Source organism: Rhizobium sp. WSM4643, assembly GCF_025152745.1.
In the GTDB taxonomy this organism is placed as follows: domain Bacteria; phylum Pseudomonadota; class Alphaproteobacteria; order Rhizobiales; family Rhizobiaceae; genus Rhizobium; species Rhizobium leguminosarum_I.
Genome location: NZ_CP104040.1, coordinates 2,649,888 through 2,670,712 on the forward strand (window position 1 = coordinate 2,649,888; position 20,825 = coordinate 2,670,712).

Consider the following 20,825-nt stretch of genomic DNA (forward strand, 5'->3'; position numbering starts at 1 on the left):
GCGGGGAGAAGGTGGCCCGAAGGGTCGGATGAGGGGCTGCACGGCACACCATTCATTGCCCTTCACTTGCGCTCAGCGCATTCGCTCCTATCGTCGCTCACCCCCTCAACCGCCTGCCGGCACCTTCTCCCCGCTGGGGAGAAGAGATATGCGGCAGGGCCTCGCCCTTCCGGAAAGCGTCTTTTGCGGAAACGAAGGACATGTGCTTTCTTCCCTCGTCCTTGCCCAGCAACCATCAGAATGACCGGTGGACCGCCTTGTCGTTGGCAAGACGGGTCACGCAGCCTTCGAGCTTGGCGAGCAGCAGATCGAAGTCGAGCGGCTTCGTCAGATAGTCCGCCGCTCCGCCGCGAAGGCCGGCAAGCGTGTTTTCCCGGTCGGTCAGCGCCGTCAGCAGGATGAAGGGAATATTGGAGAGCTGCGGGTGATTGATCTGAATTTCCGCCAGAAGCTGGTGCCCGTCCATCACAGGCATCGAAATATCGCTGATGACGATATCGGGCCATTTCGACAGGATCATTTCCAGCCCTTCGGCACCGTTCGAGGCCTCGAGCGTCTTGTAACCGGCGTCGTTCAATTCTTCGACGAGGAGATTCCGGATCTCGACTTCGTCTTCTATGCACAGGACTGTAACCATGGGCTCTTCCTTAAGCTGCGACTTGTTGATCCGACAACAGAAACTCTATTGGCAGAAGAATGGTGAATGTTGTGCCTTTGCCGAGGTCGCTCGTCACCTCGACGGTGCCGCCATGCAGTTCGACGACCTGCTTGACGACGTTAAGGCCGATGCCGGTTCCGGCAATGCCCGTCGCGCTGCGGGCACGGTAATAGGGCTGGAACAGCTTCGGCAGATCCTCCGCATCCATGCCAATGCCGCCGTCGGAGATGGCAATCTCCACCGTCTTCTCGTCTGTCCGGGCGCGAAGATGAATATCAGGCGCGTTCGGCGAATATTTGACGGCGTTCGAAATCAGGTTGGTGAAGACCTGTTCCATCGCGCTGCGGTCGAATGTCAATACATCCGGTATGCGCTCGAGATCGAGATGGAACAGATGCGAGCGGCTGAGCTGGCGCTGCCTGTCGCAACAGGTGACGAGCAGGGCTTTCAGATCGCCTTCGCTGCGCTTCAGTGTGATCTGCCCGGTTTCGAGCCGGCCGCTGGCGAGGATGCTCTCCATCAGGTCGACCATGCGCACGACAGCGCTGCGGATCACGCCGGCTTTTTCGTGAACGTAATCGCCGCTGACGTTGGTTATCGAGCGGCAGAGCCGCTGGGCAGCGGCATCGATGATGGCGAGCGGCGTGCGAAACTCGTGCGAAGCCATAGCAACGAACTGGCGCTGGAGCGCATTCACCTGGCGTTCGTGCACCAACAGGCGGTCCAGTTCCTCTCTCTGCCTTTCGATCTCGGCCGTTCGATCAGCCACCATCTCTTCCAGATGGTTGCGGTGGTGGGTGAGCTGCGCCTGGCTGTCCAGCAGGGTCAGCGAGGTCCGATGCAGACCTCGTCCGAGCCAGAACACGACGGTGATCAGCAGCGCCAGGCAGCCGAGCCCCGCCGGCGCGATCTGCCGAAGCAGCATGAATCCGGGCAGGATAGGCGGCCACACGAGATAGCCGATCGTGCCGCCGTCATGGGACGACACAGGCACTTGCGCCCGCTCGTCCTCACCCTTCGAAGGCGCGAAATGCAATCCTTCGAGCCGCGCATAATGGGCAATGCTTTCGGCAGCTTTTCCATCGATGAACTTGACCGAGACGGCGACGAACTCCTGGCCCGCCTCGATCTGCATCCGGGCCGAGCTCGGCAGAATGGGACGTGCGCTGGCAATTGCCGGCCTGTTGCCAATCATGATCGTGCGAACCACAGCCAGTTGACCGAGCGCCTCTGTGCCGGGCTTCGCAACCCGATCGACGAGAACGGCGCGCATCTCTCCGGCAAGCGCGGTCATTTCTCGGCCGTCGTCATTGCCGAGCCGGGGCGGCATGGCATCCGCGCCGTCGCGGAATGCAAACATCAGGCGATTGGTATCGTCGAAGATATAGGTCCTGTCGTGCCCAAAATACCGGCTCGTCCACCGGCCGACATTATCGAGCAGCCATTCATGGTTCCGCTGCTTGGCATAAAGGAAGGCATCGTCCCATTTGGTGACGCTTTCCTGCTCCCGGGGAAGGGCCGCGATCTGCTCTTCCAATCCTTGGCCGACGAAGTCGGCCTGCCGGCAAGGAGAGATCATCGACCTTCACCGCGGCGAGCCACGCAAATCCGCACAGCAATGCTGCCGCCGCGCAGGTGAGCGTCACCAGGACGAATGTAATGTGGGATGTGAGCCCGACCTTCAATATCTGCAACCTTTTTGATGGCGCCCGCTGCCGAGAAATTGACACGCAAAGGTTGACGGACCGTGAATTATGCGCTCCCGTGCGGGTCTGCGGCAGGCCTCCGATAGGCATTCCGCAATCGTTGAAGGAGAAGCAGCATTGTCGGATATGCCAGACATCAGGATCGAACCGATCGCTGCCGCCCATATCGACAGCTTTCATCATGCGCTCGACGTGGTCGCGCGGGAGAAAAAATATCTGTCCATGCTGGAAGCAACTCCCCTGCCGCAGACGCGTGAATTCGTGATGGGCATGATTGCGAAAGGCAATCCGCAATTCGTTGCCACCGCTGAAGGCGAGGTCGTCGGTTGGTGCGATATCAGCCGGCATTTTTTCCCGTCACACGCCCATCGCGGAAAGCTCGGAATGGGAATCCTTCCCGCTTATCGGGGCAAGGGTCTCGGACGACGGCTCATCGAGACGACCTTGAGAGCCGCACAGAAAAGCGGTTTTGCCCGGGTCGAACTCGATGTTTATGAAGACAACGCCCGTGCTATCGCTCTCTACGAAAAGATGGGATTTGCCCGCGAAGGCATCGTCCGACGTGCGGCACGTATCGACGGTCGGTTCATCGATGCGATCAGCATGGCGCTTTTGTTCGACGAGCGCGGGGCGGCTGTTATCGCCGAGAATTCTTGAAGGAGTCCAGCTGACGCCTCTCTCCGGACGATTCTCTTTTCGACCGAGAGTTGGAAAAATGTTCATTCACGCGATTAGTCCGATGCGAATGCGACGCCATGCTCGGGCTTAGCGAGGGCGATCGCTGGACCGGGTTTTGAGGCAATTCCAGGTATCGCGACATGATTATGCAGGCTCCAGTCGCCCGGCCGCTTCCCCTATCGGGCGAAAGCCTCGAATGGATTCTCATGGGTCAGGCGCATCAGGGTCCCGTCGTCTATGCCCCGCCGTTTCAACTCGGGCAGCAAGACCGTGGAAAGATGGGTATACGGTTTGGGTATCCCGCCCATCGGTAACGCCGGATCGAACCAGCCGCGGTCATGGCTCAACAACAGGCGATCGCCGCAGCCCGCCTGCAGCGCCTTGATCACCAACTCAGCCACCTCGTTGTCCCCGCCCCGGCCGACATGGTCATACTCGATCCAGGCGCCTCGCTCGGCGACGGCAACGTTATAGGCGAAGTCCTTTTCTTCCTGCGTGTGGATCGAGATGAACCTGTCGGCCCTGTAGCCCTCCGCTTCGATGACATCGAGCTGGTCCATGACGACCCGTCCTCTGATCGTATGACTGCCGATGACGGCGTCTGTCTGGGCCGCGGCGCGCGCTGCTGCCCGCAGTATTTTCGTCTCGAGCGCCGTCATCCCGTCATCGCCGGCGCTGAGCTTGATCCAGCCTGCCTGGAATCCGGTCTCGCCGATCTGCTCGGTCAGGTCGGCAAGCATCCACGCCTCCAGCTCCTTCTCGGAAGCCTGGCGGACCCATTCGGGAATCCAGGGCTCGCGGTAATTGCCGGTGGGCACGACGATCGGAAAATCCGTCGCGAGCGACACGGCAAGATCGATATCCGCGCGGCGCCCGACGCCGCCTGTCGAGCATTCGACCAGTGCCGTCACCCCGAGCTTCTTGATCCGCTCGATTTCGGGAGCCATCAGCCGAACGACGTCTTCGGTCACCGCTTCGGCATAACCGGGCTGGTCCGGCGTCCTGAGGTCGACGAAGACGTGCTCGTGCGGGAGGATCATCCCATCGGATTTGCTCTTAGGCCCGAGCGTCGTGCGCAGATGTTTCAAAGTCTCTCCCCGCGATCATACCGGCTTTGCGTACAGGCCTCGACCGACACTGCCGCGAAAGTAGATCGTCACGTAACGAAATCAATCGCTCACTCGATTGAAAATCCCACAACTTGACCCTTGGTGTCGACTTCCAACTTGGCGCCCGGATTGCTGACGAACTGAATGTCGCTGGGGAAAGATATGCTGCATCGGCCTCTTCGGCGTCGCATCGGCTACTTCCCCTTCGCCTCCTTGCTCTGCGCCGGCCGGCTGATCGCGCGGACCTTGCCGCTGCCGCCACCGCCGCAGAAGAAGCAGTCTCCGCCGTCGGATTCGAGACCGGAGACGCCGGTTCCCTCGGGCATATCAAGCCGCTCCAGCACCTCGCCGGTTTCGGGGTCGATGCGCCTGACGTCGCTGTCATCGCCCTCCCAGGTACCGTGCCAGAGCTGGCCGTCGACCCAGGTGACGCCTGTCACGACGCGGTTGGATTCGATGGTGCGGAGGATCTTGCCCGTCTCCGGGTCGATCTGATGGATCCGGCGCCCCCGGTGCTGGCCGACCCAGAGCGAGCCTTCGGCCCAGGCAAGGCCGGAATCGCCGCCATTGCCGGGCGCCGGGACGGTGGAAACGATACGTCCGGTCTTCGGGTCGATCTTGTGAATGACGTCCTCGGCGATCTGATAGAGGAACTCGCCGTCGAAGGCCGTTCCGGCATGCGATGCAACTTCGATCGAGCGCACCACTTCGCCGCTTGCGGGATCGAGCGCGTTCAGCCTGTCGCCCGAGGCGAACCAGACGTGCTCACCATCGAAGGTGACGCCGTTGACGCGCTCGGCGCCGGGAAAAGGTCCATATTCACGGATGATGGTCGCAGCCGATTTTTTCATCTCTTCTATCCTGTTCGCCCGTAGGGCCATCTTCATCTGTCAGGCCATATTAGTCGCTTGGCAAAGGTCCCGGGAGTAACAAGATCGTCGGGAAACCGGGCAGTGGCGGGCTCATCCAACGCCTTGCCCGCCCGCGCCCGAAGGATTGCACCTTGCTCTCCCCGGCAAGAGAATCCAGCGCCCGCTGCACGGTGCGCGGGCTGGCGCCGAGCGCGATCGCCAGCGCCGAACTCGACCACGCCTCGCCATCGGCGAGAAAGGCGAGCACCGCCCCATGCTGGCCTTCGACCAGCGGCGCCAACACCGCGGTCTCGCCGGCGCGCCGAGGCGAAAGCGCAAAGCCGCGTTTCGTCGCCGAAACCTCGGCGAGCGCCCGCAACTCGGCGCGCAACCGGCCGATCTCGACGCGCAGCCGGGCACGATGCGATTCATCGGCATGTTTGCCGCGGAAGGCACGCGCGACCAGCGTACCCCTGGCCATATCCCCCGGCCAGGCTTCGGCAAGCGCGCGGGCGAGCGCGAAGAGCACAGGCCGCGTTGCCAGCGACACGGAAAGTTGATCGTCGCGCACGACATGACGGCAGGCATCGACGACGAGCACACCCGAACCTAGCAACTCTTCCACCTCCTCAAGCCGCAGCGGGTTTTCCCGCCAGCGCGAGATCATCCGTGCCACGGGTGCGTTGAGTACGTCGGCGGCATTTTCCACCTCCGCCGTCAATACGGGCATACCGGCCTCGCGCGCCGCCTGCCTTGCCCTATCAAGCGCCGCACGCGCCGCTTTCGTCTGCAGGCGTCTGATCGCGATACCCGCGACCACCAGTTCGTGGGCAGCCCTTGCCGCCGGCGGCAGCGGCGTCGGGTCGAGTGTTTCGAGCGCCCGCTCGGCCTCGTCGAGCCGGCCGATCAGCACCAGCCGGCGAAGCTCGACATTCCTGGCGTGGGCGGCGTTGACCCTGTCGCCATGCGCTTCGAGCACCTTGCGCGCCGCCTCCAGCGCTTTTGGCGGCCAGGTGAGATCGCGCGAGACCAGCGCGATCTCGGCCTCGGCGACCACGCAGCGGGCTCGCGCCACCGCCTCCCGCGGGCCGAAAGCACGCGCCGCACTCTTCAGCAGCGCCTTGGCACGGACGAGATCGCCGAGCTGCGCCATCGCAATGCCGCGCAGCGCCAGCGCCGGCGCATCGTCGCGCAATGCCACCCGCTTCAGCGCGCCGAGCGCGTCTCCCACTGCCAGCGCCCGCGCAGCTGCCGTGATCAGCGAGTCCATTCAAATCCCGTCACACTTGTCACTCCCATCCTTGCCCTGCCCGGCCGTAGCTTTGTCGTCGACCGGCAAGCAACCCGCGCCGGGATGGTACGACGAGAAACAGGCAAAGGAGAAGACCCATGACGATACAACTCGGAACACGGCAGCAGTGGCTGGAAGCGCGGCTCGACCTGCTCGAAGAGGAGAAGGCGCTGACGCGGCAGAGCGACGCGCTGGCGATGAAGCGCCAGCAATTGCCCCGCGTGAGGATTGACAAGGAATACCGCTTCGACACCGAGGCCGGCAACGTTTCGCTGAAGGATCTCTTCGGCGGCCGTTCGCAGCTCCTCGTCTATCACTTCATGTTCGGGCCGGATTATACCGCCGGATGCCCCTCCTGCTCCTCGATCGCCGACGGCTTCAACGGCTTCTTCGTCCATCTAGAAAACCACGACGTCGCCTTCACCGCGATCTCGCGCGCGCCGCTGGCAAAGCTTCTGGCATTCCGGCAGCGCATGGACTGGAGCTTTCCCTGGGCCTCCTCCTCCGGCAGCGACTTCAACAGCGATTTCAGCGTGTGGTTCACCCCCGAGCAGCAGCGCCAGGGCGGGATAGAATATAACTACCGCCGCGAGCCGCCCGCTCCCGAACAGTCCGCTTCCGAACCATTGGCCGGCAGGACCGTGCAAGAATGGCAACTGCGCGGCAGCGACGGACCGGTCGCCCAGATCGCCGCCATGACCGAAACGGATGTCGCGACCTATACCCGCGACCGGCCCGGAGTCAGCGCCTTCGAGCTTGCCGACGGCGCCGTCTACCACAGCTATTCCAGCTATGCCCGCGGCCTGGACGGGTTGTGGGGCATGTACCAATGGCTCGACCGCGCCCCCAAGGGCCGCAACGAAACCGGCATCTGGTGGCGCCACCACGACCGGTACGGCAAGGAGTGACGCCGATGCTGCTTTCCGCCCACACTCCGGAGCGAGGCGACGGCAACGTCGCTCTCAACGCCGCCGAATGGCTCTCGCTGGCCGCCGCCGCAGACGGATCAGTTGGTAAACCGAGCGCTGGTATGGCGAGCCCAGGCGGCCGGACCGCCGGCCGCGTCGCTGATTGGCTGTCGCTCGCCGCCGCCCCGACATTCGCGGTCATGGCGCTGCTGACAGCCGCGACCGGCAGCATCGACATGATCTGCACAACGACGCAGGATGCCTTCCCGATCGGCGGAATGGCGCCGATGTACCTGCTGATGAGCGGCTTCCACCTGGCGCCCTGGCTGCGGCTCGCCGCCAGCTGGCGAGCCTGAGCGACCGATAACGCTCCGCGACGCCGCCGATATCTCTTCTCCCCAGCAGGGAGAAGAGGGAGCTAGCCGCACTTCCGCTCAACCGCGTCCGGCCTTAGCCCTTACCAAAGCGACCAAGTTCGTGCCCTCACCTCGATAAAGTCGATCGGCCCGCCGGCAATATCGTCGTCGAAGATCGCACAGGAAAGCTTGCCGCCGAAGACGCAGCCGCTGTCGATGTTGGTGCGATTTCCTGTCGTCATCGGGTTCGACATCGATGGCGTATGGCCGTGGACGAGGTGCTTGCCCCAATATTCGCCCGGCTCACCGGCCACGAACCGCATCCATAGAAGATTGTCCTGGCTCTGCCGGTCAAACGGAAATGCCGGATCGACGCCAGCATGGACGAAGATGCGGTACCGATCGACATGCATGAGCGGACGATCGGCCGCCCATTGCAGATGCTGCGGCAAAACCCTGCCGCCATAGGATATTTCGGTCTCCAGCCCGCCGTTGCCGAGCCACACGGATCTGCTTAGACCGTCGGTATAGGCAGCCACCATCATATCCTCATGATTGCCTTTCAGGCAGATCCATCTCCAAGGCTCCGATGGACCGGCAATGATCCGGTCGAGGACACTTTTGCTGTCAGGCCCGCGATCGATATAGTCGCCAAGGAAGACGACGGTCCCTTCAGGCGCATAGGCCTCGATAAGATCGATCATCCTGTTCAGGGGATCGATACAGCCGTGGATATCACCTATGGCGAACGTGTAGCGCATGTTTCAGCCCTCTTGGCTGCTGCGACGGCCCGCGGCCAAGGACGTGGAGGCGCGCCAGGACATCGTGCCGAGGCGTGTACCGCCCGCCGCCGGCCCATCATAGCGAACGAAAGTCAGTCGCCGTCGCGAAAACCGACTCAATCTCCGGCATTTATGGCGGTTGGCTCTCCTTCCGCTTGAGGCAATCGCCACAACGCTCACGCCTGTTCAGTGGGGTAGAGCGTCAGGATATTGACATTGACCCTGCGCGGCTGCGTCACCGCATAGACAATGGCCGCGGCGACGTCCGCGGCCTCCAGCTGCTCGATGTCGCCCAGCCTTTGTTCCACCGCCTCGCGGACACTGGCGCGCATATGGGAGGTAAACTCGGTCCTGACGGCCCCAGGCTCGATGCAGGTGACGCGAATGCCATCCCGGCCAATCTCGCGCCGCAGCGATTCCGCCATAGCGCTCGCCGCATGCTTGGTTCCGGAATAGACCGTCGAGGGATGAATGTACCGGCCGGTGCCGGAGGAGACGATGACGATATGGCCGGCGCCCTGCCGCTGCATCGTCGGCAACGCCGCATGGATCGGATAGAGCAGCCCGAGGAAGTTGACCTCGACCATCTCCCGATACTCGGCGGTGGTCGTGTTTCGGAACGGCGCGGCAACGCCGACGCCGGCGACGCAGAGCAGCATGTCGAGCCTGCCGAAATCGCCGATCGCCCGCTCCACCATCGCCGCAGCCTGTGCCTCGTCGGACACGTCGGCCTCGATCGGCAGGACCTCACCGCCGCGCTCGCGGATGCGCTCCGCCAACGCCTCAAGGCGCGGCATGCGGCGGGCGGCGATCACCACACTTGCCCCTTCCTCCACCAGCGCCAGAGCAGTCGCCGCACCTATGCCAGACGAAGCGCCGGCAATGAGGGCGACCCTGCCACTGAGCTTTTTATCTGTCTGCATACCGGCTCTCCCGTCTTTTTGTTCAGGGTGAAATTATCGGCAATTAGGCTGCGATGATCATAGCAACAATGCTATATAAATCGAACAGACTATGTGGACTTCGACGCATAATGCGCGGCAGCGACTCCGCGGAGCACAAGGCGTTCGTGACCATCGTCGCGCAGGCGCGGTTCCGGGGGCAGCAGAGACCGCTCGAAGAAGCCGCAATGGATCGTAGGATGACAACAAGACAGGGCACCCATCAGCGATCGCCGTGGCAGTCGCCGAAGATGCCGATCCACGGACGCTTGGCGCATCAATAAAGCCGGACGTTACATACCATCAGGGCCAGCTTGTAGCCCGAAGGCGACCTTACATTGTGCGATCGCCAACGCTATGCCTTCATCCCATGAAAAAATACGGACGAACCTACCACTGCCGATTTCGCCCGGAGCGACAAGCGACGATAAGGTCATGGCGAAGCTTGACGGGCTGATGATCGCCGATCTTGTCATCACCGAGAAAATGGATGGTGAGAACACGACCATTCATCGGAGTGGGTCTCACGCCCGCAGCCCCGACAGCCGTTACCATTCGTCGCGCGATTGGCTTAAAGCCTTTGCCGCCGGGATCAGCCCGCAACTGGCAGACGGCGAACGCATCGTGGGCGAGAACCTCTATGCCCGGCACTCGATCGGCTATGATGATCTGCCGTCATACTTCCTCGGCTTTGCATGGATTATCGAAGGCGAAGTTCAATCCTGGGATCTGACCCTGGCTCGGTTCGAAGAACTGAGCATCGTTCCCGTGTCGACTCTGTATCGGGGACCATACAAAGCCGGCCTGTTCGAGGATACTGCGGCCTCGCTGGATAGGACCAGGCAGGAGGGGTTTGTCGTTCGGATCGCTGATGCCTTCCCAGAAACCGAAATGCCAGTTCGCATGGGCAAATATGTGCGGGACAACCACGTTCAAAGTGAAACGCATTGGATGCAGTCGGAACTCATTCCCAATCGTTTGGCGAATCACTGACGGCCGCTCGCCACCCCATCCGCCATTCCTGTGATTGTCACAGGCATGGCGGATGGGGGGCGCTTCTGCCAAACTTCACACCGGCGCAATGCCGAACCACACCCGCGATCACCCCTCCGTAAAACTGCGGCGGATCGCCTTCCAACTCTCGGCATCCGGCGCCAAGAGCAGCCGGCCCTTGGTCATCGCGGGACGATAGGCTTCACCGCTGAGCAATGCCCCGTAGCCGCCGGCTTCGTGATGGATCAGCACGCCGGCGGCGTGGTCCCAGGGTTTGAGCTCGGCGTTCAGCGAAAAACTCATCGCCCCCGATGCCACCGACCGGTATTCATAGGCCGAGCAGCGCCATGTGGTGGTGCGGGCAAAGTGCAGCATGCTCCGAGCGTAGACCGGCTGCTCCTCGGCGGGAAACATATGCAGCGGCACGAAGCCGTGCATTTCCCCGATCGGCCTCGGCGGCGCGACGCTGAGCCGGGTCTGCGTGCCGTCGCCGGCAATATGCCACGCCCCTCGCCCCTGCCGGGCGGCGAGGAATTCGCCGGTCACGGGATAGTGGATCAGCCCGGCCACGGTCTCTCCGCCGGAGACGATCGCCACGATCATGCCGAACAGTGGCAGGCCGTGGGCGAAATTCCAGGTGCCGTCGACAGGATCGATGATCGCGGCGAGATCGGCGTCGGCAAGCCGCGCCAATACGGCGGGATCGGCCGAAACCGCTTCTTCGCCGATGAGCAGTGCCTCGGGAAAGCGCGCCGAAAGCGCCTCGGTGAGCCGTCGCTCGGCGCCGAGATCGGCATCGGTCACCAGATCGTCGGGCGCGGTCTTGGTGCGAATGCCCTCGGCGGTGATGCCGCGGAAGCGGGGCAGGATTTCCGCCTTCGCCGCCTGGCGCATATCCTCCATCACGGCGAAGAATACGTCATCCGACACCTCCCTCATGCGCGGCGTGCCTCGATATAGGCCTTAAGCGCGGCGGGTTGGTCGGTCTGGATGACGCTGATGCCGGCCGCCATCATCCGTCCCCAGATCGCGTCGGGATCGGCAAGCGCCGCACTATCGGTCAAGCCGCAGCAGGAGACCGGATCGAGCGTGTTGACCCAGAGCGAGATTCCGGCGTTACGCAGACGCGTGTGCTGGCCGGCCAGCGTCTCAAGCGCATCGAACTTGGCTTCGCACATGAAGGGGCGCGCCGCGATAACTGCCTTGGCGGTCTCTTCGGCGCTCCCGACCCTGAAGAACGCCTGGCCCATGAACGGAATGCCGTCGATCCCGGGCTGCCTGGCGAGCCAAGCCAGCGCCTCCGGCGTGTCGGCGCGAGCCTTGAGATCGACCTGGTCGGCCATGCCGATCTCTTTGACCTTGGCCGCGACGATGCCCATCATCTCAAGGTCCTTGAGGTCGAGATCGACGAAGATGCGGCCGCGCACGGTTTCGAGCACCTGTTCCAGCGTCGGAACGGTCTGCGTCGTGAACGGCTGGTCCGGCCCGCCATCGGCCATGCGCAGCCGCAGGCTGGTGATCTCGGCGATCGTCATCTCCTCGGGGATGCGATCGATGCCAGCCATGCGCTCTAGCGTGTCGTCGTGCAGAATGAACAGCACGCCATCGGCGCTCTGGCGAATATCCACCTCAACGATGTCATAGCCGCCGGCAATCGCATTCTCGATTGCCGCAAGGCTGTTTTCGGGAGCCTGATGCCAGGCACCGCGATGGGCGACGATGGCGCAGGCGCGCGACGGGTCGGCAATGTGGTCGATGTATTTCATGGGATTTCCTCTAGAACAATTCCAGCAAGAGTGCGCAGCGGCTTTGCGTCCGGAATTGTGTTAAACCAAAGAGTTAGAACGTTTCCGTGTTTCGGAGAAAAACGGTAATGTTCTAGTTTGCGCCGAATGCGCCTGGTATGGCCCTGCCGCTTTCCGCATCGAAGAGATGCAGGCGGGAGGCAGGGAAATTGAGAGAGAGTTGGCTGTGATCCGGCATCTCGACGCCGAAGGCTGTCGCGATCCTCATGACTGAGCCGCCGAGCGCGGCTGCCAGGATCGCGTGCGAGCCGAGATCCTCGCGAAACCGCAGAGCTGACGTGACCACATGTCCGTTGGCCCCGCCACCGATCAGGATATCCTCTGGCCGGATGCCGAGCTTATAGTCGCCGGTAAGCCGGGCTTGCGCCACCACCTGCCCGTCGGCGAGCCTGAGCACTGTGCCGTCGCCGGTGACCGGCAGGATATTCATCGGCGGCGCGCCGATGAATTTGGCGACGAAGACCGAGGCCGGCTGGTGATAGATCGCCTTCGGCGTGTCGAACTGTTCGATCCGCCCCTTGTTGAGGATGAGGATGCGGTCGGCCAGCGTCATCGCCTCCACCTGATCGTGGGTGACGAAGATGGTGGTGGCGCCGATGCGCCGGTGCAGTTCGGCAAGTTCGACACGCATGTCGTGCCTGAGCTGCGCGTCGAGGTTGGAGAGGGGCTCGTCGAATAGAAGTACGCCGGGCTCGCGTATGATGGCGCGGCCAATCGCGACGCGCTGGCGCTGGCCGCCGGAAAGCTGTACCGGTTTGCGGCCGAGGAAGTCCGACAGCCCAAGCATCTTCGCCACCGCGCCGACCCGCTCGATGCGCTCGGCCTTCGCCATGCCGGCGACCCTGAGGCTGTAGGCGATGTTATCGAAGACGCTCATATGCGGATAGAGCGCATAGTTCTGGAACACCATGGCGCAGCCGCGGTGTTTCGGCTCCAGATCCTGCACCTGCCGGCCGCCGATGACGATCGTGCCGCCGCTTACCCGCTCCAGCCCCGCGATCATCTGCAGCAGCGTGGACTTGCCGCAACCGGAGGGACCGAGCACGACGCTGAATTCACCGGCCCTGAGCTCGACATCCATCGGCGGAATGATGACGGTCTCCGCGTCATAGGCCTTGGTGACGCCTGACAGCGTGATGTTGGCGGCAGCAGCGCGAATGGCTATGTCGATGGCGTTCATGGCTATTTCTCCGTGAGAGCAAGGCCCTGGACGAGATAGCGCTGCAGCAGCGCGATCATCGCGAGCGGAAATATGGAAACGATGACGGCGCCGGCCATGATCATCGGAAAGTCGGGAATCTCGCCGTCCGAATCCGGCACGAGCCGCGCCAGCCCGACGACGGCGGTCTGCATGTCTGACGTCGAGGCGGCGACCAGCGGCCAGAGATATTGCGTCCAGCCGCTGAGGAAGGTCAGCACGAAAAGCGCGCCGAAACTGGTGCGCGACAAGGGCAGCAGGATATCGAAAAGGAAGCGGATCGGCCCCGCCCCATCCATGCGCGCCGCTTTGAGCAGATCCTTGGGCAAGGTGAGGAAGAACTGGCGGAACAGGAAGGTGCCGGTGCCATGCGCCACAAGCGGCGCGATCAGTCCGAAATGCGTGTTCAGCACGCTCCATTCAAGCTTTACCGGCGCGCCGAAGACTTGGGCGATCAGCCCGTTCAAACCGGTGATATCGAGCAGCGCGTTAACCGGCGAAAACACGTTCGACGCGGCCTGGTAGGTGGTGATGACGCGGATCTCGATTGGCAGCATGATGGTCGCCAGAATCAGCGCGAAGACCACACCCGCCCAGCGAACACGGAAATAGACGATGGCATAGGCCGACAGAAGCGACAGGACGCAGGTCGCGAATGCGTCGCCGAAGGCGACCACCAGACTGTTCAGCATCTGGATCGGGATGTGCGTCTCGGTGAAGATGTGCGCCGCATTGGCGAAAAACTGGTCGCCGGGATACCAGGCGAGCCCGTTGCGCAACATGAATTCATAGGATTGCGAGGCTGTCGTCAGGGTCAGGTACAGCGGCCCGAGGATATAGACGATGCCGACGATGAGGACGAGGCTGGCTGCGATATTGAGGGAACGTGCGTTTTCGATCATGGGGTCACCGCTCGTAGTTGATGCGCCGGCCGAGGAAGAGGAATTGGGCGGCGGTGAGGAGGACGACGAAGACCATCAGGATCGCCGTCTGGGTCGAGGCGCCGGAGAGGTCGTAGCCGCTGAAACCGTCGGTGTAGATTTTGTAGACGAGCAACGTGGTGGCCGCGCCCGGACCACCACGGGTGATCGTATCGATCAGCGCGAAGGCCGAGGTGACGCTTTCGGTGAACTCGAGCACCAGCGTCAGGAAGAGCTGCGGCATGATGAGCGGCAGTTGCACGTCGAAAATCCGCCGCCACGGCCCCGCCCCATCCATTGCGGCTGCCTGGTGAATGGTCTTCGGGATCGACTGCAGTCCAGCGAGCAGAATGACGAAATTGAACGGGATGCCGCCCCAGACATGCGCTGCGATCAGCGTGATGAAGGCATCCGTGCCGTCGATGCCGGGCGCCCAGATGCCCGGAAAGGCTGAGTTGAGTGGCGCGAGCACGCCGACGAACGGATTGAAGATGAAGGCGAAGACGACGCCGATCGAAGCGCCGGCAACCCCCTTCGGCCAGACCAGCACATTGCGCGCCGGCAACGACAGGCGGATCTTCCGGTCGGCCGCGACCGCAAGGATCAGCGGGACCACCACCGCGAGTGAGGAGGCGGTGACCATGAAGACGATGGTGCGCCAACAGCCCTCCCAGAACTCCGGATCGGAGAACACCCGAGCGAAATTGTCCCAGCCGACGAACATCGAACCGCCACCGAAGGGGCGTTCGAGGAAGAATGACCAGTAGAAGGCCTGAAAAACAGGCACGTAGAAGAAAAATGCGATCAGCAGCATGAGCGGCGCCACCAGCAAAAGCGGCAGCCAGCGATGGCTGAAGAGAGAAGATTCCGACATCATGGAGAAGCCCTGCATTGGGAGGACCGGCATGGGTGTATGGGTTCCCATGCCGGACACGGGAGCACGCGCGCCCGTGCGCGGGACGTCCAAACGTCCCGCGCGTGAGATGTCGGGATCACTGCATCTTCACGCCCTTGTAGGTCTGCTCGAAGCGACGCAGCAGCTCGTCGCCACGCCTCTTGGCGTTGTAGAGCGCCACCTGCATGGTCTCCTGGCCGGCAAATGCCTTCTGGGTCTCTTCCATGAACACCTGGCGGAACTGTACATAGAAGCCCAGCCGGATGCCGCGGGTATCTGGCGTGCGCGGCTGGTTCATCGATTCGATGCCGACGGCCGCCGTCGCATATTTCGGCGAGTTCGCCTCGCCGCTCTTGGCGATCGCATCCATCACGTCGTTGGTGACGGGGACGTAGCCGGTGACGGCGGTCAGGAACATCTGCTGTTCGGGACGGCGCAGGAAGTCGAGGAAGGCCTTGGCACCTTCGATCTCGGCTTTGTCATGACCCTTCATGATGTAGATCGAGGCGCCGCCGACAAAGGTGTTGTGTCGTTCGTAGCCATCATACATCGGCGCCATGCCGATGCTGAGCTCGTATTTGCCTTCGAACGCCTTCGCCGAGGCGGTATAGGAACCCGAGGAATTCTCCATCATGGCGCATTCGCCGGTGTTGAAGGCGGCGGTGAAGTTGCCGGCCTTGGTATCGGCATTGAGCTTGACGAGGCCTTCCTTGCGCCAGTCGATCAGATTCTGGAGATGCTTGGCGGCGAAGGTCGTGTTGAACACATATTCGGCGTCGAGACCGTCATAGCCGTTATGCTTTGAGGCGATCGGCAGGCCATGGCGGGCGGAAAACTGTTCGAGCACGCGCCATGTATCGCCATCTGTGGTGAAGGGGCAGGCATGACCTGAAGCCTTAAGCTTGCGGGCGGCCTCGATGATCTCTTCCCAGGTCGCAGGCGTCTTGGTGATGCCGGCTTTCTCAAGCTCGGTCTTGTTGGTATAGAACAGCAACGTCGAGGCATTGTAGGGCTGCGCGAAAAGCGCGCCACCGGAGGTTTCGTAGTAGGCCCGCGCGCCAGCGATATAATTGCCCCACTTGACCTCGGGCAGCTCCGCCTGGACCGGCACGACGGCATCTGACAGCATCAGGTCGAGCGTGCCGGCGTCGAAGAACTGGATGAGGACGGGGTGGTTGTTGGCACGGAAGGCGGCGATTGCCTTCTGCATCGACACTTCGTAGCTGCCCTGGCCGACGCAGGTGATGTGATGCTCCGATTGTGCGGCATTGAAAGCGCTGCACTGGTCCTGGATCGCCTTTTCGACGACGCCGGTATTGCCGTACCAGAATTCGATATTAGCGGCCTGCGCCGAACATGCGCCCGCCGTCAACGCGGCCGCAGCCGCCAGAATGGAAATCTTCATCTTGCCCTCACCTGATTTGATTGGCCGGCCTCCAGCGCCGACGCCGTGACGGCACTTTATTACACATCACGTGTAACAATTTGGTGACGGGCGCAAGCCGCTTGTCGCAAAGCAGGGCTGCTGCTATAGCGCATGGATGCAAATACTGGAGACAACAGCAATAATTACTACACGCCTATAGTAATTATTGACGAAGGAAGTGCTGATATGACCTATTTCCCGGAGCCGCTGATCGCCCAGCACTTCCTTCGCGAAGGCGGTGGCGTCGTCTCTTCGAACGAACGCGATCTGCTGAGGTTGATCTGGCGTCACCCCGGGCTGTCGCGCTCCGAAGTCACCGGCCACACCGACCTCACCCAGCAATCCGTCTACCGGATCATCGACCAGTTGGAGGAACGCGGCATCATTTCCTTCGGCTCGCCAAAACCCGGCGCCGGTCGTGGCCAGCCGAGCCCAACGCTCCGGCTTAACGGTTGCTACGCCTATTCGTGCGGCATCTCGGTCAATACCGACGTGATCGGCATCTGCCTGATGGATATATCTGGCAAGGTGCTGGCCGAAAGCAGCATCATCCTGCGGGAACGTTCGATGGCCCAGTCGCTCGATCTCGTCCTGGAGCAGCTGGTCGAACACCAGAGAGAGAACGACCTCTCCGAGGAGACTTTCTTCGGGATCGGCTTTGCCATCGCCGGTTTCCACGTCAGCGGCACCCGCTACAACGCCCCGCTGCCGCTGCACGAGTGGTCGCTCATCGAACTTGGGCCGCTACTGTCGGAATTTTTCGGCAAGCCGGTCTGGGTGCACAATGGCGGCAAGGCGGGAACGGTCGCCGAATCCATGTTCGGCGCCGGCCGCTATATCAGGCACTTCGCTTATCTGAGCTTCAACTACGGCTTCGGCGGCGGCCTGGTCAGCAACGGCGAGCTGCTGCATAACGGCATCGGCAATGCCGGCGAATTCTCGGGCATGTACGACGCCGAGGAGAACAAGCGCCGGCCGGCTTTGCAATATCTGATCGAAAACCTCAACCGCAATGGCGTCGATGTTCCCTCGATCAGCTACATGCGCAAGCATTTCGACCCGAAATGGCCAGGCGTCGTGGAATGGGTGGACGAGGTGGCGCCTGCCTATAGCCGCCTCATCAACGCGATCTGGGCGATCTTCGATCCGCAAGGGATCGTCTTCGGCGGCCAAATTCCCTCCGCTCTGGCACAGCTTTTGATCGACCGCACCGAGATCTTCGACCGCCCCCGTTACGGCGTGCCACGCCCTCGCCCGAAGCTGATCATCTCCGAGATAGCAAGCGACGCATCGGCTATGGGAGCCGCCATCGCCCCGTTCAAATCGGCCTATTATTGATCCGAGCGACTTCGCGGCCCATCGGGCAGAAATCGGCTCCCTCTCAGCCGTTTACGGCAATTCCCACTACTTCCGCTTGAGGAGATTTTGCATTTTTCGCCGGGAGGCAACGCAGGCGATTTTCGGCCGGCCGTTCCTGCGCTATGATCTGATTCTGGCGTAGCCCACGCCTCCCCCCTCCATCGGGAAAGCAGACTTCATGTGGGGCCACCTGAACCGAGCCGACTGTTCGAGCATCTTGCATAAGGAGGGATTGCGAAAACCGCTCGCAATAGGAGGTTTATGAATGAAGATGTCTGCGCCTATCTATCACCTGAAGCGTAAAGCCAGAAAGCTTTCCCGAGCCGAGGACATGCCCTTGCACCAGGCGCTCGACCGCATAGCCCTGGAAGAAGGCTACGGCGGCTGGAGCCTGCTTGCGGCAAAAGCAGCGGCGGAAGCACCCGCCGGCAAGCTGTTTCAGCAATTGCGGCCCGGCGATCTCCTGCTCGTCGGCGCCCGGCCCGGCCACGGCAAGACCCTGATGGGGCTCGAACTCGCCGTCGAGGCGATGAAATCAGGCCGTCCAGGTGTGTTCTTCTCGCTGGAATATACGGAAGAGGATATTGTCGATCGCTTTCGCGCCATCGGTGTCGACCGGGCACGATTCGAGCGTCTGTTCGAATTCGACGGCTCCGATGCTATCAGCTCCGCCTACATCGCCGAGAGACTGGCGGCCGCACCGCGCGGCACGCTCGTCGTCATCGACTATCTACAACTGCTCGACCAGAGGCGGGAGAACCCCGAACTCTCCGTCCAGGTCTGCACTCTGAAGGCTTTCGCCCGCGAGCGCGGCTTGATCGTGGTCTTCATCTCCCAGATCGATCGATCCTACGAGCGATCGCAAAAGCCCCTGCCTGATATCGCCGATATCAGGCTGCCGAACCCGCTCGACTTGAAACTGTTCGACAAGATGTGCTTCTTGAACAACGGCCAGGTGGCATTTCAGGCTGCGCGATAAGGACCTGCCGTGACCCGCTCGCGAGCCCGCGGGACCTTGCCCTGCCACGCCGGTTTTATCATACTGCCCGACATGAGCGGATATGAGAGCCCTGTCGATTTCTACATGCGCCCCGGCCCGATGACATCGGCCGGGTCGCATGCCCCTGCCCTTGCTGCGCTAAAGGGCGTCGAAACCGTTGCTGCGGCCGTGCAAGGCGCGCTGCTGCATGAAGCCTGGGCTCCGCACTACAATCAGCCGCTCACCCCGGCGCGAAGGGCGCAGTCACACACGCGGCCGGCGCGAGAGATACTCGATACGATCATGGAAATCGATCCCGCCCCGCTCGACATCCCGCGCCCACCGGAGAAGCGCAGCATCGGCGTGTGCCGCCATTTCACCGTTCTCGCCTGCGCGGCACTCAAGGCCCAGAGCGTCCCGGCGCGTGCCCGCTGCGGCTTCGGCATGTATTTCGAGGTCGGTAAGGGCATCGATCACTGGATCGCCGAATATTGGGACGGAGAGCGCTGGATCTCTGCGGACTTCCAGATCGACGATCGTCAGCGCGCCGCCTTGCAGCTCGATTTCGATCCCCTCGACCAGCCGCCGGGCAAATTCCTCAGCGCCGGCGAAACCTGGCAGCGCTGCCGCGCCGGCGCAGCCGATCCAGACAAATTCGGCATCTTCGACGAGTCTGGCTTCTGGTTCATCGCCATGAACCTCGTGCGTGACTTTGCGGCCCTTAACAACATGGAGATGCTCCCCTGGGACAATTGGGGAGCGATGCCGCAGCCCGAGGAAGAAATATCTCCGGATGGATTGGCGCATTTTGATCATCTCTCCGCCCTGACGACCGACGTGGACGAACGCTTCGGGGAACTGCGGGCGCTCTACCAGTACGATGCCGGACTGCGCGTGCCGGCGCAGGTCTTCAATGGCGTGCGCAAGCAACTGGAGGATGTCGGCGGCGCGTGATCACGCAATGAGACTATCATCGGCCGGTGCATGACGCGTTCGCGCGCTACACCGCCGTAGGCACACTATTCCTGTACTCGTCATAGGAACATCGTCTCTTGTCAGATCGGCTTGATTTCACCCCAGACAATCCCGGTGCGGACAATGAAGCTCAACCGATCATCAGTCGAATAAGAGCGCAACAGCTCCGAGAGTTCCGCGTCAAAGCTTGCGATCTGGTCGCCGAGTTTCGAAGGTGCAAACGTATCGCGCGAATGCTGACAGGAGATGAAATCCGCGACGCTCTGCTCAAAGGGACGCTCTGATACGAACTGTTCGCTGCCGCAGAGGTTGAGATAGCTCTGGTAGCTTCGCATGCCCTCGGACCTCTTGTCGTGATCGAAAGGCTGACCCGTCACCTCCGGCACCCACTTCCGCAGGAAAGAATGCCAATCCGATTGCCATGGAGGTTCGAACGGGTCGTCTCCGGAAATCACGGCCATGACATGACCTGCTGTGGCGTTTGCCAAAAGATGCGGAAACAGCCTGCCATGATCCATCCAGTGGATGCTTGCCGCTGCGACCGTCAGGTCGAAAGATTCACCGCTGGTCGGGAAGTCCTCGGCGAAACTTTCTACCCACCGGATATTCAGCGCGTTACCGCCCGGCAGCGATCTGCCGAGAGCGATCATATGCTCCGAGGGATCAACCGCCGTGACTGTTGTAAACGCACCGCCAGCGGGCGGGAGATTTTTCCAGGCCCGCAACCAATATCCAGGAGATGCTGTGATCGCGGCGCAATTGCCAGAAGCTTTCGAAATACGGCATCGGGATAAGGTGGGCGATACCGGTAATTTGCGACAACGTCGGTTTCCGAAAAGGAAGAGCCCCTGCGCTGATCCATCAAAAACTCCATGCTCTCGCCGCATAAGCAGAGGCTGTAACACACGTTTATGTCAATTGGTTTTCATCGATCCAGCCATCCGGTTCCGATTGTCTTCCGGCCCCAAACTGTGCCATGACGCATCAACCCCAGA

General features: G+C 61.9%; 20 protein-coding genes and 1 pseudogene. 7 read left to right on the forward strand and 14 right to left on the reverse strand.

All coding sequences use genetic code 11. The features are described 5' to 3' along the window. Nucleotides 1-235: 235 nt before the first annotated feature. Both N1937_RS13405 and N1937_RS13410 read right to left on the reverse strand, forming a co-directional pair. Nucleotides 236-637 (reverse strand): response regulator, encoded by a 402-nt coding sequence (locus tag N1937_RS13405; protein ID WP_260056375.1) that lies wholly within the window; start codon nt 635-637, stop codon nt 236-238. A gap of 10 nt (nt 638-647) precedes the next feature. Further along, nucleotides 648-2,343 (reverse strand): annotated as a pseudogene (locus N1937_RS13410) (ATP-binding protein). 147 nt (nt 2,344-2,490) lie between these two features. On the opposite strand from N1937_RS13410, the gene N1937_RS13415 reads away from it, so the two are divergent. After that, entirely contained in the window at nt 2,491-3,021 is a 531-nt protein-coding gene (locus N1937_RS13415) for a GNAT family N-acetyltransferase (protein ID WP_260058955.1), read from the forward strand. Between the two features lie 197 nt (nt 3,022-3,218). On the opposite strand, the gene N1937_RS13420 is transcribed toward N1937_RS13415, so the two are convergent. The 3 genes from N1937_RS13420 to N1937_RS13430 all read right to left on the reverse strand — a co-directional run bounded on the left by N1937_RS13420 (nt 3,219) and on the right by N1937_RS13430 (nt 6,272). Beyond that, the gene (locus tag N1937_RS13420; RefSeq protein WP_260056376.1) at nt 3,219-4,130 is read right to left on the reverse strand and encodes a phosphotriesterase family protein; all 912 of its coding nucleotides are present in this window, start codon (nt 4,128-4,130) and stop codon (nt 3,219-3,221) included. Between the two features lie 215 nt (nt 4,131-4,345). Next, on the reverse strand, nt 4,346-5,002 hold the full coding sequence (locus N1937_RS13425; RefSeq protein WP_260056377.1) for a Vgb family protein: 657 nt from the start codon (nt 5,000-5,002) through the stop codon (nt 4,346-4,348). Nucleotides 5,003-5,051: 49 nt separating this feature from the next. Next, nucleotides 5,052-6,272: a hypothetical protein gene (locus N1937_RS13430; RefSeq protein ID WP_017964918.1), complete on the reverse strand. Its 1,221-nt coding sequence runs from the start codon at nt 6,270-6,272 to the stop codon at nt 5,052-5,054. 119 nt (nt 6,273-6,391) lie between these two features. On the opposite strand from N1937_RS13430, the gene N1937_RS13435 reads away from it, so the two are divergent. Continuing rightward, nucleotides 6,392-7,201, forward strand: a complete 810-nt coding sequence (locus tag N1937_RS13435) for a DUF899 domain-containing protein (RefSeq protein ID WP_260056378.1) — start codon at nt 6,392-6,394, stop codon at nt 7,199-7,201. Between the two features lie 5 nt (nt 7,202-7,206). After that, nucleotides 7,207-7,557 carry a hypothetical protein gene (locus N1937_RS13440; RefSeq protein ID WP_017964920.1) on the forward strand — a complete coding sequence of 117 codons (351 nt, stop codon included), beginning with the start codon at nt 7,207-7,209 and terminating at the stop codon, nt 7,555-7,557. Nucleotides 7,558-7,658: 101 nt separating this feature from the next. Here the strand turns inward: N1937_RS13440 and N1937_RS13445 are convergent, their stop codons facing one another. Together N1937_RS13445 and N1937_RS13450 are read right to left on the reverse strand one after the other, a co-directional pair. After that, nucleotides 7,659-8,318 (reverse strand): metallophosphoesterase family protein, encoded by a 660-nt coding sequence (locus N1937_RS13445; RefSeq protein ID WP_260056379.1) that lies wholly within the window; start codon nt 8,316-8,318, stop codon nt 7,659-7,661. Nucleotides 8,319-8,515: 197 nt separating this feature from the next. After that, nucleotides 8,516-9,262 carry an SDR family oxidoreductase gene (locus tag N1937_RS13450; RefSeq protein ID WP_260056380.1) on the reverse strand — a complete coding sequence of 249 codons (747 nt, stop codon included), beginning with the start codon at nt 9,260-9,262 and terminating at the stop codon, nt 8,516-8,518. Nucleotides 9,263-9,715: 453 nt separating this feature from the next. On the opposite strand from N1937_RS13450, the gene N1937_RS13455 reads away from it, so the two are divergent. Continuing rightward, nucleotides 9,716-10,273: an RNA ligase family protein gene (locus N1937_RS13455; protein ID WP_260056381.1), complete on the forward strand. Its 558-nt coding sequence runs from the start codon at nt 9,716-9,718 to the stop codon at nt 10,271-10,273. A 108-nt stretch (nt 10,274-10,381) separates the two neighbouring features. Here N1937_RS13455 and N1937_RS13460 read toward each other — a convergent pair whose 3' ends face one another. The 6 genes from N1937_RS13460 to N1937_RS13485 form a co-directional block, all read right to left on the reverse strand. Next, nucleotides 10,382-11,212 carry an inositol monophosphatase family protein gene (locus N1937_RS13460; protein ID WP_260056382.1) on the reverse strand — a complete coding sequence of 277 codons (831 nt, stop codon included), beginning with the start codon at nt 11,210-11,212 and terminating at the stop codon, nt 10,382-10,384. After that, nucleotides 11,209-12,039, reverse strand: coding sequence for a glycerophosphodiester phosphodiesterase family protein (locus N1937_RS13465; RefSeq protein WP_260056383.1), 831 nt, complete (start codon nt 12,037-12,039; stop codon nt 11,209-11,211). Before N1937_RS13465 ends, N1937_RS13460 begins: the two co-directional genes overlap by 4 nt. A 112-nt stretch (nt 12,040-12,151) precedes the next feature. Further along, complete coding sequence (locus N1937_RS13470) at nt 12,152-13,258, reverse strand: ABC transporter ATP-binding protein (protein ID WP_260056384.1); 1,107 nt, start codon at nt 13,256-13,258, stop codon at nt 12,152-12,154. Between the two features lie 2 nt (nt 13,259-13,260). Next, on the reverse strand, nt 13,261-14,178 hold the full coding sequence (locus tag N1937_RS13475; RefSeq protein WP_260056385.1) for an ABC transporter permease subunit: 918 nt from the start codon (nt 14,176-14,178) through the stop codon (nt 13,261-13,263). 4 nt (nt 14,179-14,182) lie between these two features. Further along, on the reverse strand, nt 14,183-15,073 hold the full coding sequence (locus N1937_RS13480; protein ID WP_260058956.1) for a carbohydrate ABC transporter permease: 891 nt from the start codon (nt 15,071-15,073) through the stop codon (nt 14,183-14,185). Between the two features lie 115 nt (nt 15,074-15,188). After that, nucleotides 15,189-16,496 (reverse strand): extracellular solute-binding protein, encoded by a 1,308-nt coding sequence (locus N1937_RS13485; protein ID WP_260056386.1) that lies wholly within the window; start codon nt 16,494-16,496, stop codon nt 15,189-15,191. Between the two features lie 207 nt (nt 16,497-16,703). Between N1937_RS13485 and N1937_RS13490 the strand changes: the two genes are divergently transcribed. The 3 genes from N1937_RS13490 to N1937_RS13500 all read left to right on the forward strand — a co-directional run bounded on the left by N1937_RS13490 (nt 16,704) and on the right by N1937_RS13500 (nt 19,809). Then, nucleotides 16,704-17,855, forward strand: a complete 1,152-nt coding sequence (locus N1937_RS13490; protein ID WP_260056387.1) for an ROK family transcriptional regulator — start codon at nt 16,704-16,706, stop codon at nt 17,853-17,855. A gap of 286 nt (nt 17,856-18,141) precedes the next feature. Then, nucleotides 18,142-18,855: a DNA helicase gene (locus N1937_RS13495; RefSeq protein ID WP_260056388.1), complete on the forward strand. Its 714-nt coding sequence runs from the start codon at nt 18,142-18,144 to the stop codon at nt 18,853-18,855. A 72-nt stretch (nt 18,856-18,927) separates the two neighbouring features. After that, nucleotides 18,928-19,809, forward strand: coding sequence for a transglutaminase-like domain-containing protein (locus tag N1937_RS13500; RefSeq protein WP_162116163.1), 882 nt, complete (start codon nt 18,928-18,930; stop codon nt 19,807-19,809). Nucleotides 19,810-19,910: 101 nt separating this feature from the next. On the opposite strand, the gene N1937_RS13505 is transcribed toward N1937_RS13500, so the two are convergent. Then, on the reverse strand, nt 19,911-20,735 hold the full coding sequence (locus N1937_RS13505; protein ID WP_260056389.1) for a class I SAM-dependent methyltransferase: 825 nt from the start codon (nt 20,733-20,735) through the stop codon (nt 19,911-19,913). Between the last annotated feature and the right edge of the window lie 90 nt (nt 20,736-20,825).

Bases quoted from the DNA above. Each gene is read 5' to 3' on its own strand.
- N1937_RS13495 (WP_260056388.1), top strand. From the start codon at position 18,142: ATGAAGATGTCTGCGCCTATCTATCACCTGAAGCGTAAAGCCAGAAAG.
- N1937_RS13450 (WP_260056380.1), bottom strand. From the start codon at position 9,262: ATGCAGACAGATAAAAAGCTCAGTGGCAGGGTCGCCCTCATTGCCGGC.
- N1937_RS13480 (WP_260058956.1), bottom strand. From the start codon at position 15,073: ATGATGTCGGAATCTTCTCTCTTCAGCCATCGCTGGCTGCCGCTTTTG.
- N1937_RS13475 (WP_260056385.1), bottom strand. From the start codon at position 14,178: ATGATCGAAAACGCACGTTCCCTCAATATCGCAGCCAGCCTCGTCCTC.
- N1937_RS13425 (WP_260056377.1), bottom strand. From the start codon at position 5,002: ATGAAAAAATCGGCTGCGACCATCATCCGTGAATATGGACCTTTTCCC.
- N1937_RS13430 (WP_017964918.1), bottom strand. From the start codon at position 6,272: ATGGACTCGCTGATCACGGCAGCTGCGCGGGCGCTGGCAGTGGGAGAC.
- N1937_RS13460 (WP_260056382.1), bottom strand. From the start codon at position 11,212: ATGAGGGAGGTGTCGGATGACGTATTCTTCGCCGTGATGGAGGATATG.
- N1937_RS13465 (WP_260056383.1), bottom strand. From the start codon at position 12,039: ATGAAATACATCGACCACATTGCCGACCCGTCGCGCGCCTGCGCCATC.
- N1937_RS13445 (WP_260056379.1), bottom strand. From the start codon at position 8,318: ATGCGCTACACGTTCGCCATAGGTGATATCCACGGCTGTATCGATCCC.
- N1937_RS13455 (WP_260056381.1), top strand. From the start codon at position 9,716: ATGGCGAAGCTTGACGGGCTGATGATCGCCGATCTTGTCATCACCGAG.
- N1937_RS13490 (WP_260056387.1), top strand. From the start codon at position 16,704: ATGACCTATTTCCCGGAGCCGCTGATCGCCCAGCACTTCCTTCGCGAA.
- N1937_RS13405 (WP_260056375.1), bottom strand. From the start codon at position 637: ATGGTTACAGTCCTGTGCATAGAAGACGAAGTCGAGATCCGGAATCTC.
- N1937_RS13500 (WP_162116163.1), top strand. From the start codon at position 18,928: ATGAGCGGATATGAGAGCCCTGTCGATTTCTACATGCGCCCCGGCCCG.
- N1937_RS13415 (WP_260058955.1), top strand. From the start codon at position 2,491: ATGCCAGACATCAGGATCGAACCGATCGCTGCCGCCCATATCGACAGC.
- N1937_RS13440 (WP_017964920.1), top strand. From the start codon at position 7,207: ATGCTGCTTTCCGCCCACACTCCGGAGCGAGGCGACGGCAACGTCGCT.
- N1937_RS13470 (WP_260056384.1), bottom strand. From the start codon at position 13,258: ATGAACGCCATCGACATAGCCATTCGCGCTGCTGCCGCCAACATCACG.
- N1937_RS13485 (WP_260056386.1), bottom strand. From the start codon at position 16,496: ATGAAGATTTCCATTCTGGCGGCTGCGGCCGCGTTGACGGCGGGCGCA.
- N1937_RS13435 (WP_260056378.1), top strand. From the start codon at position 6,392: ATGACGATACAACTCGGAACACGGCAGCAGTGGCTGGAAGCGCGGCTC.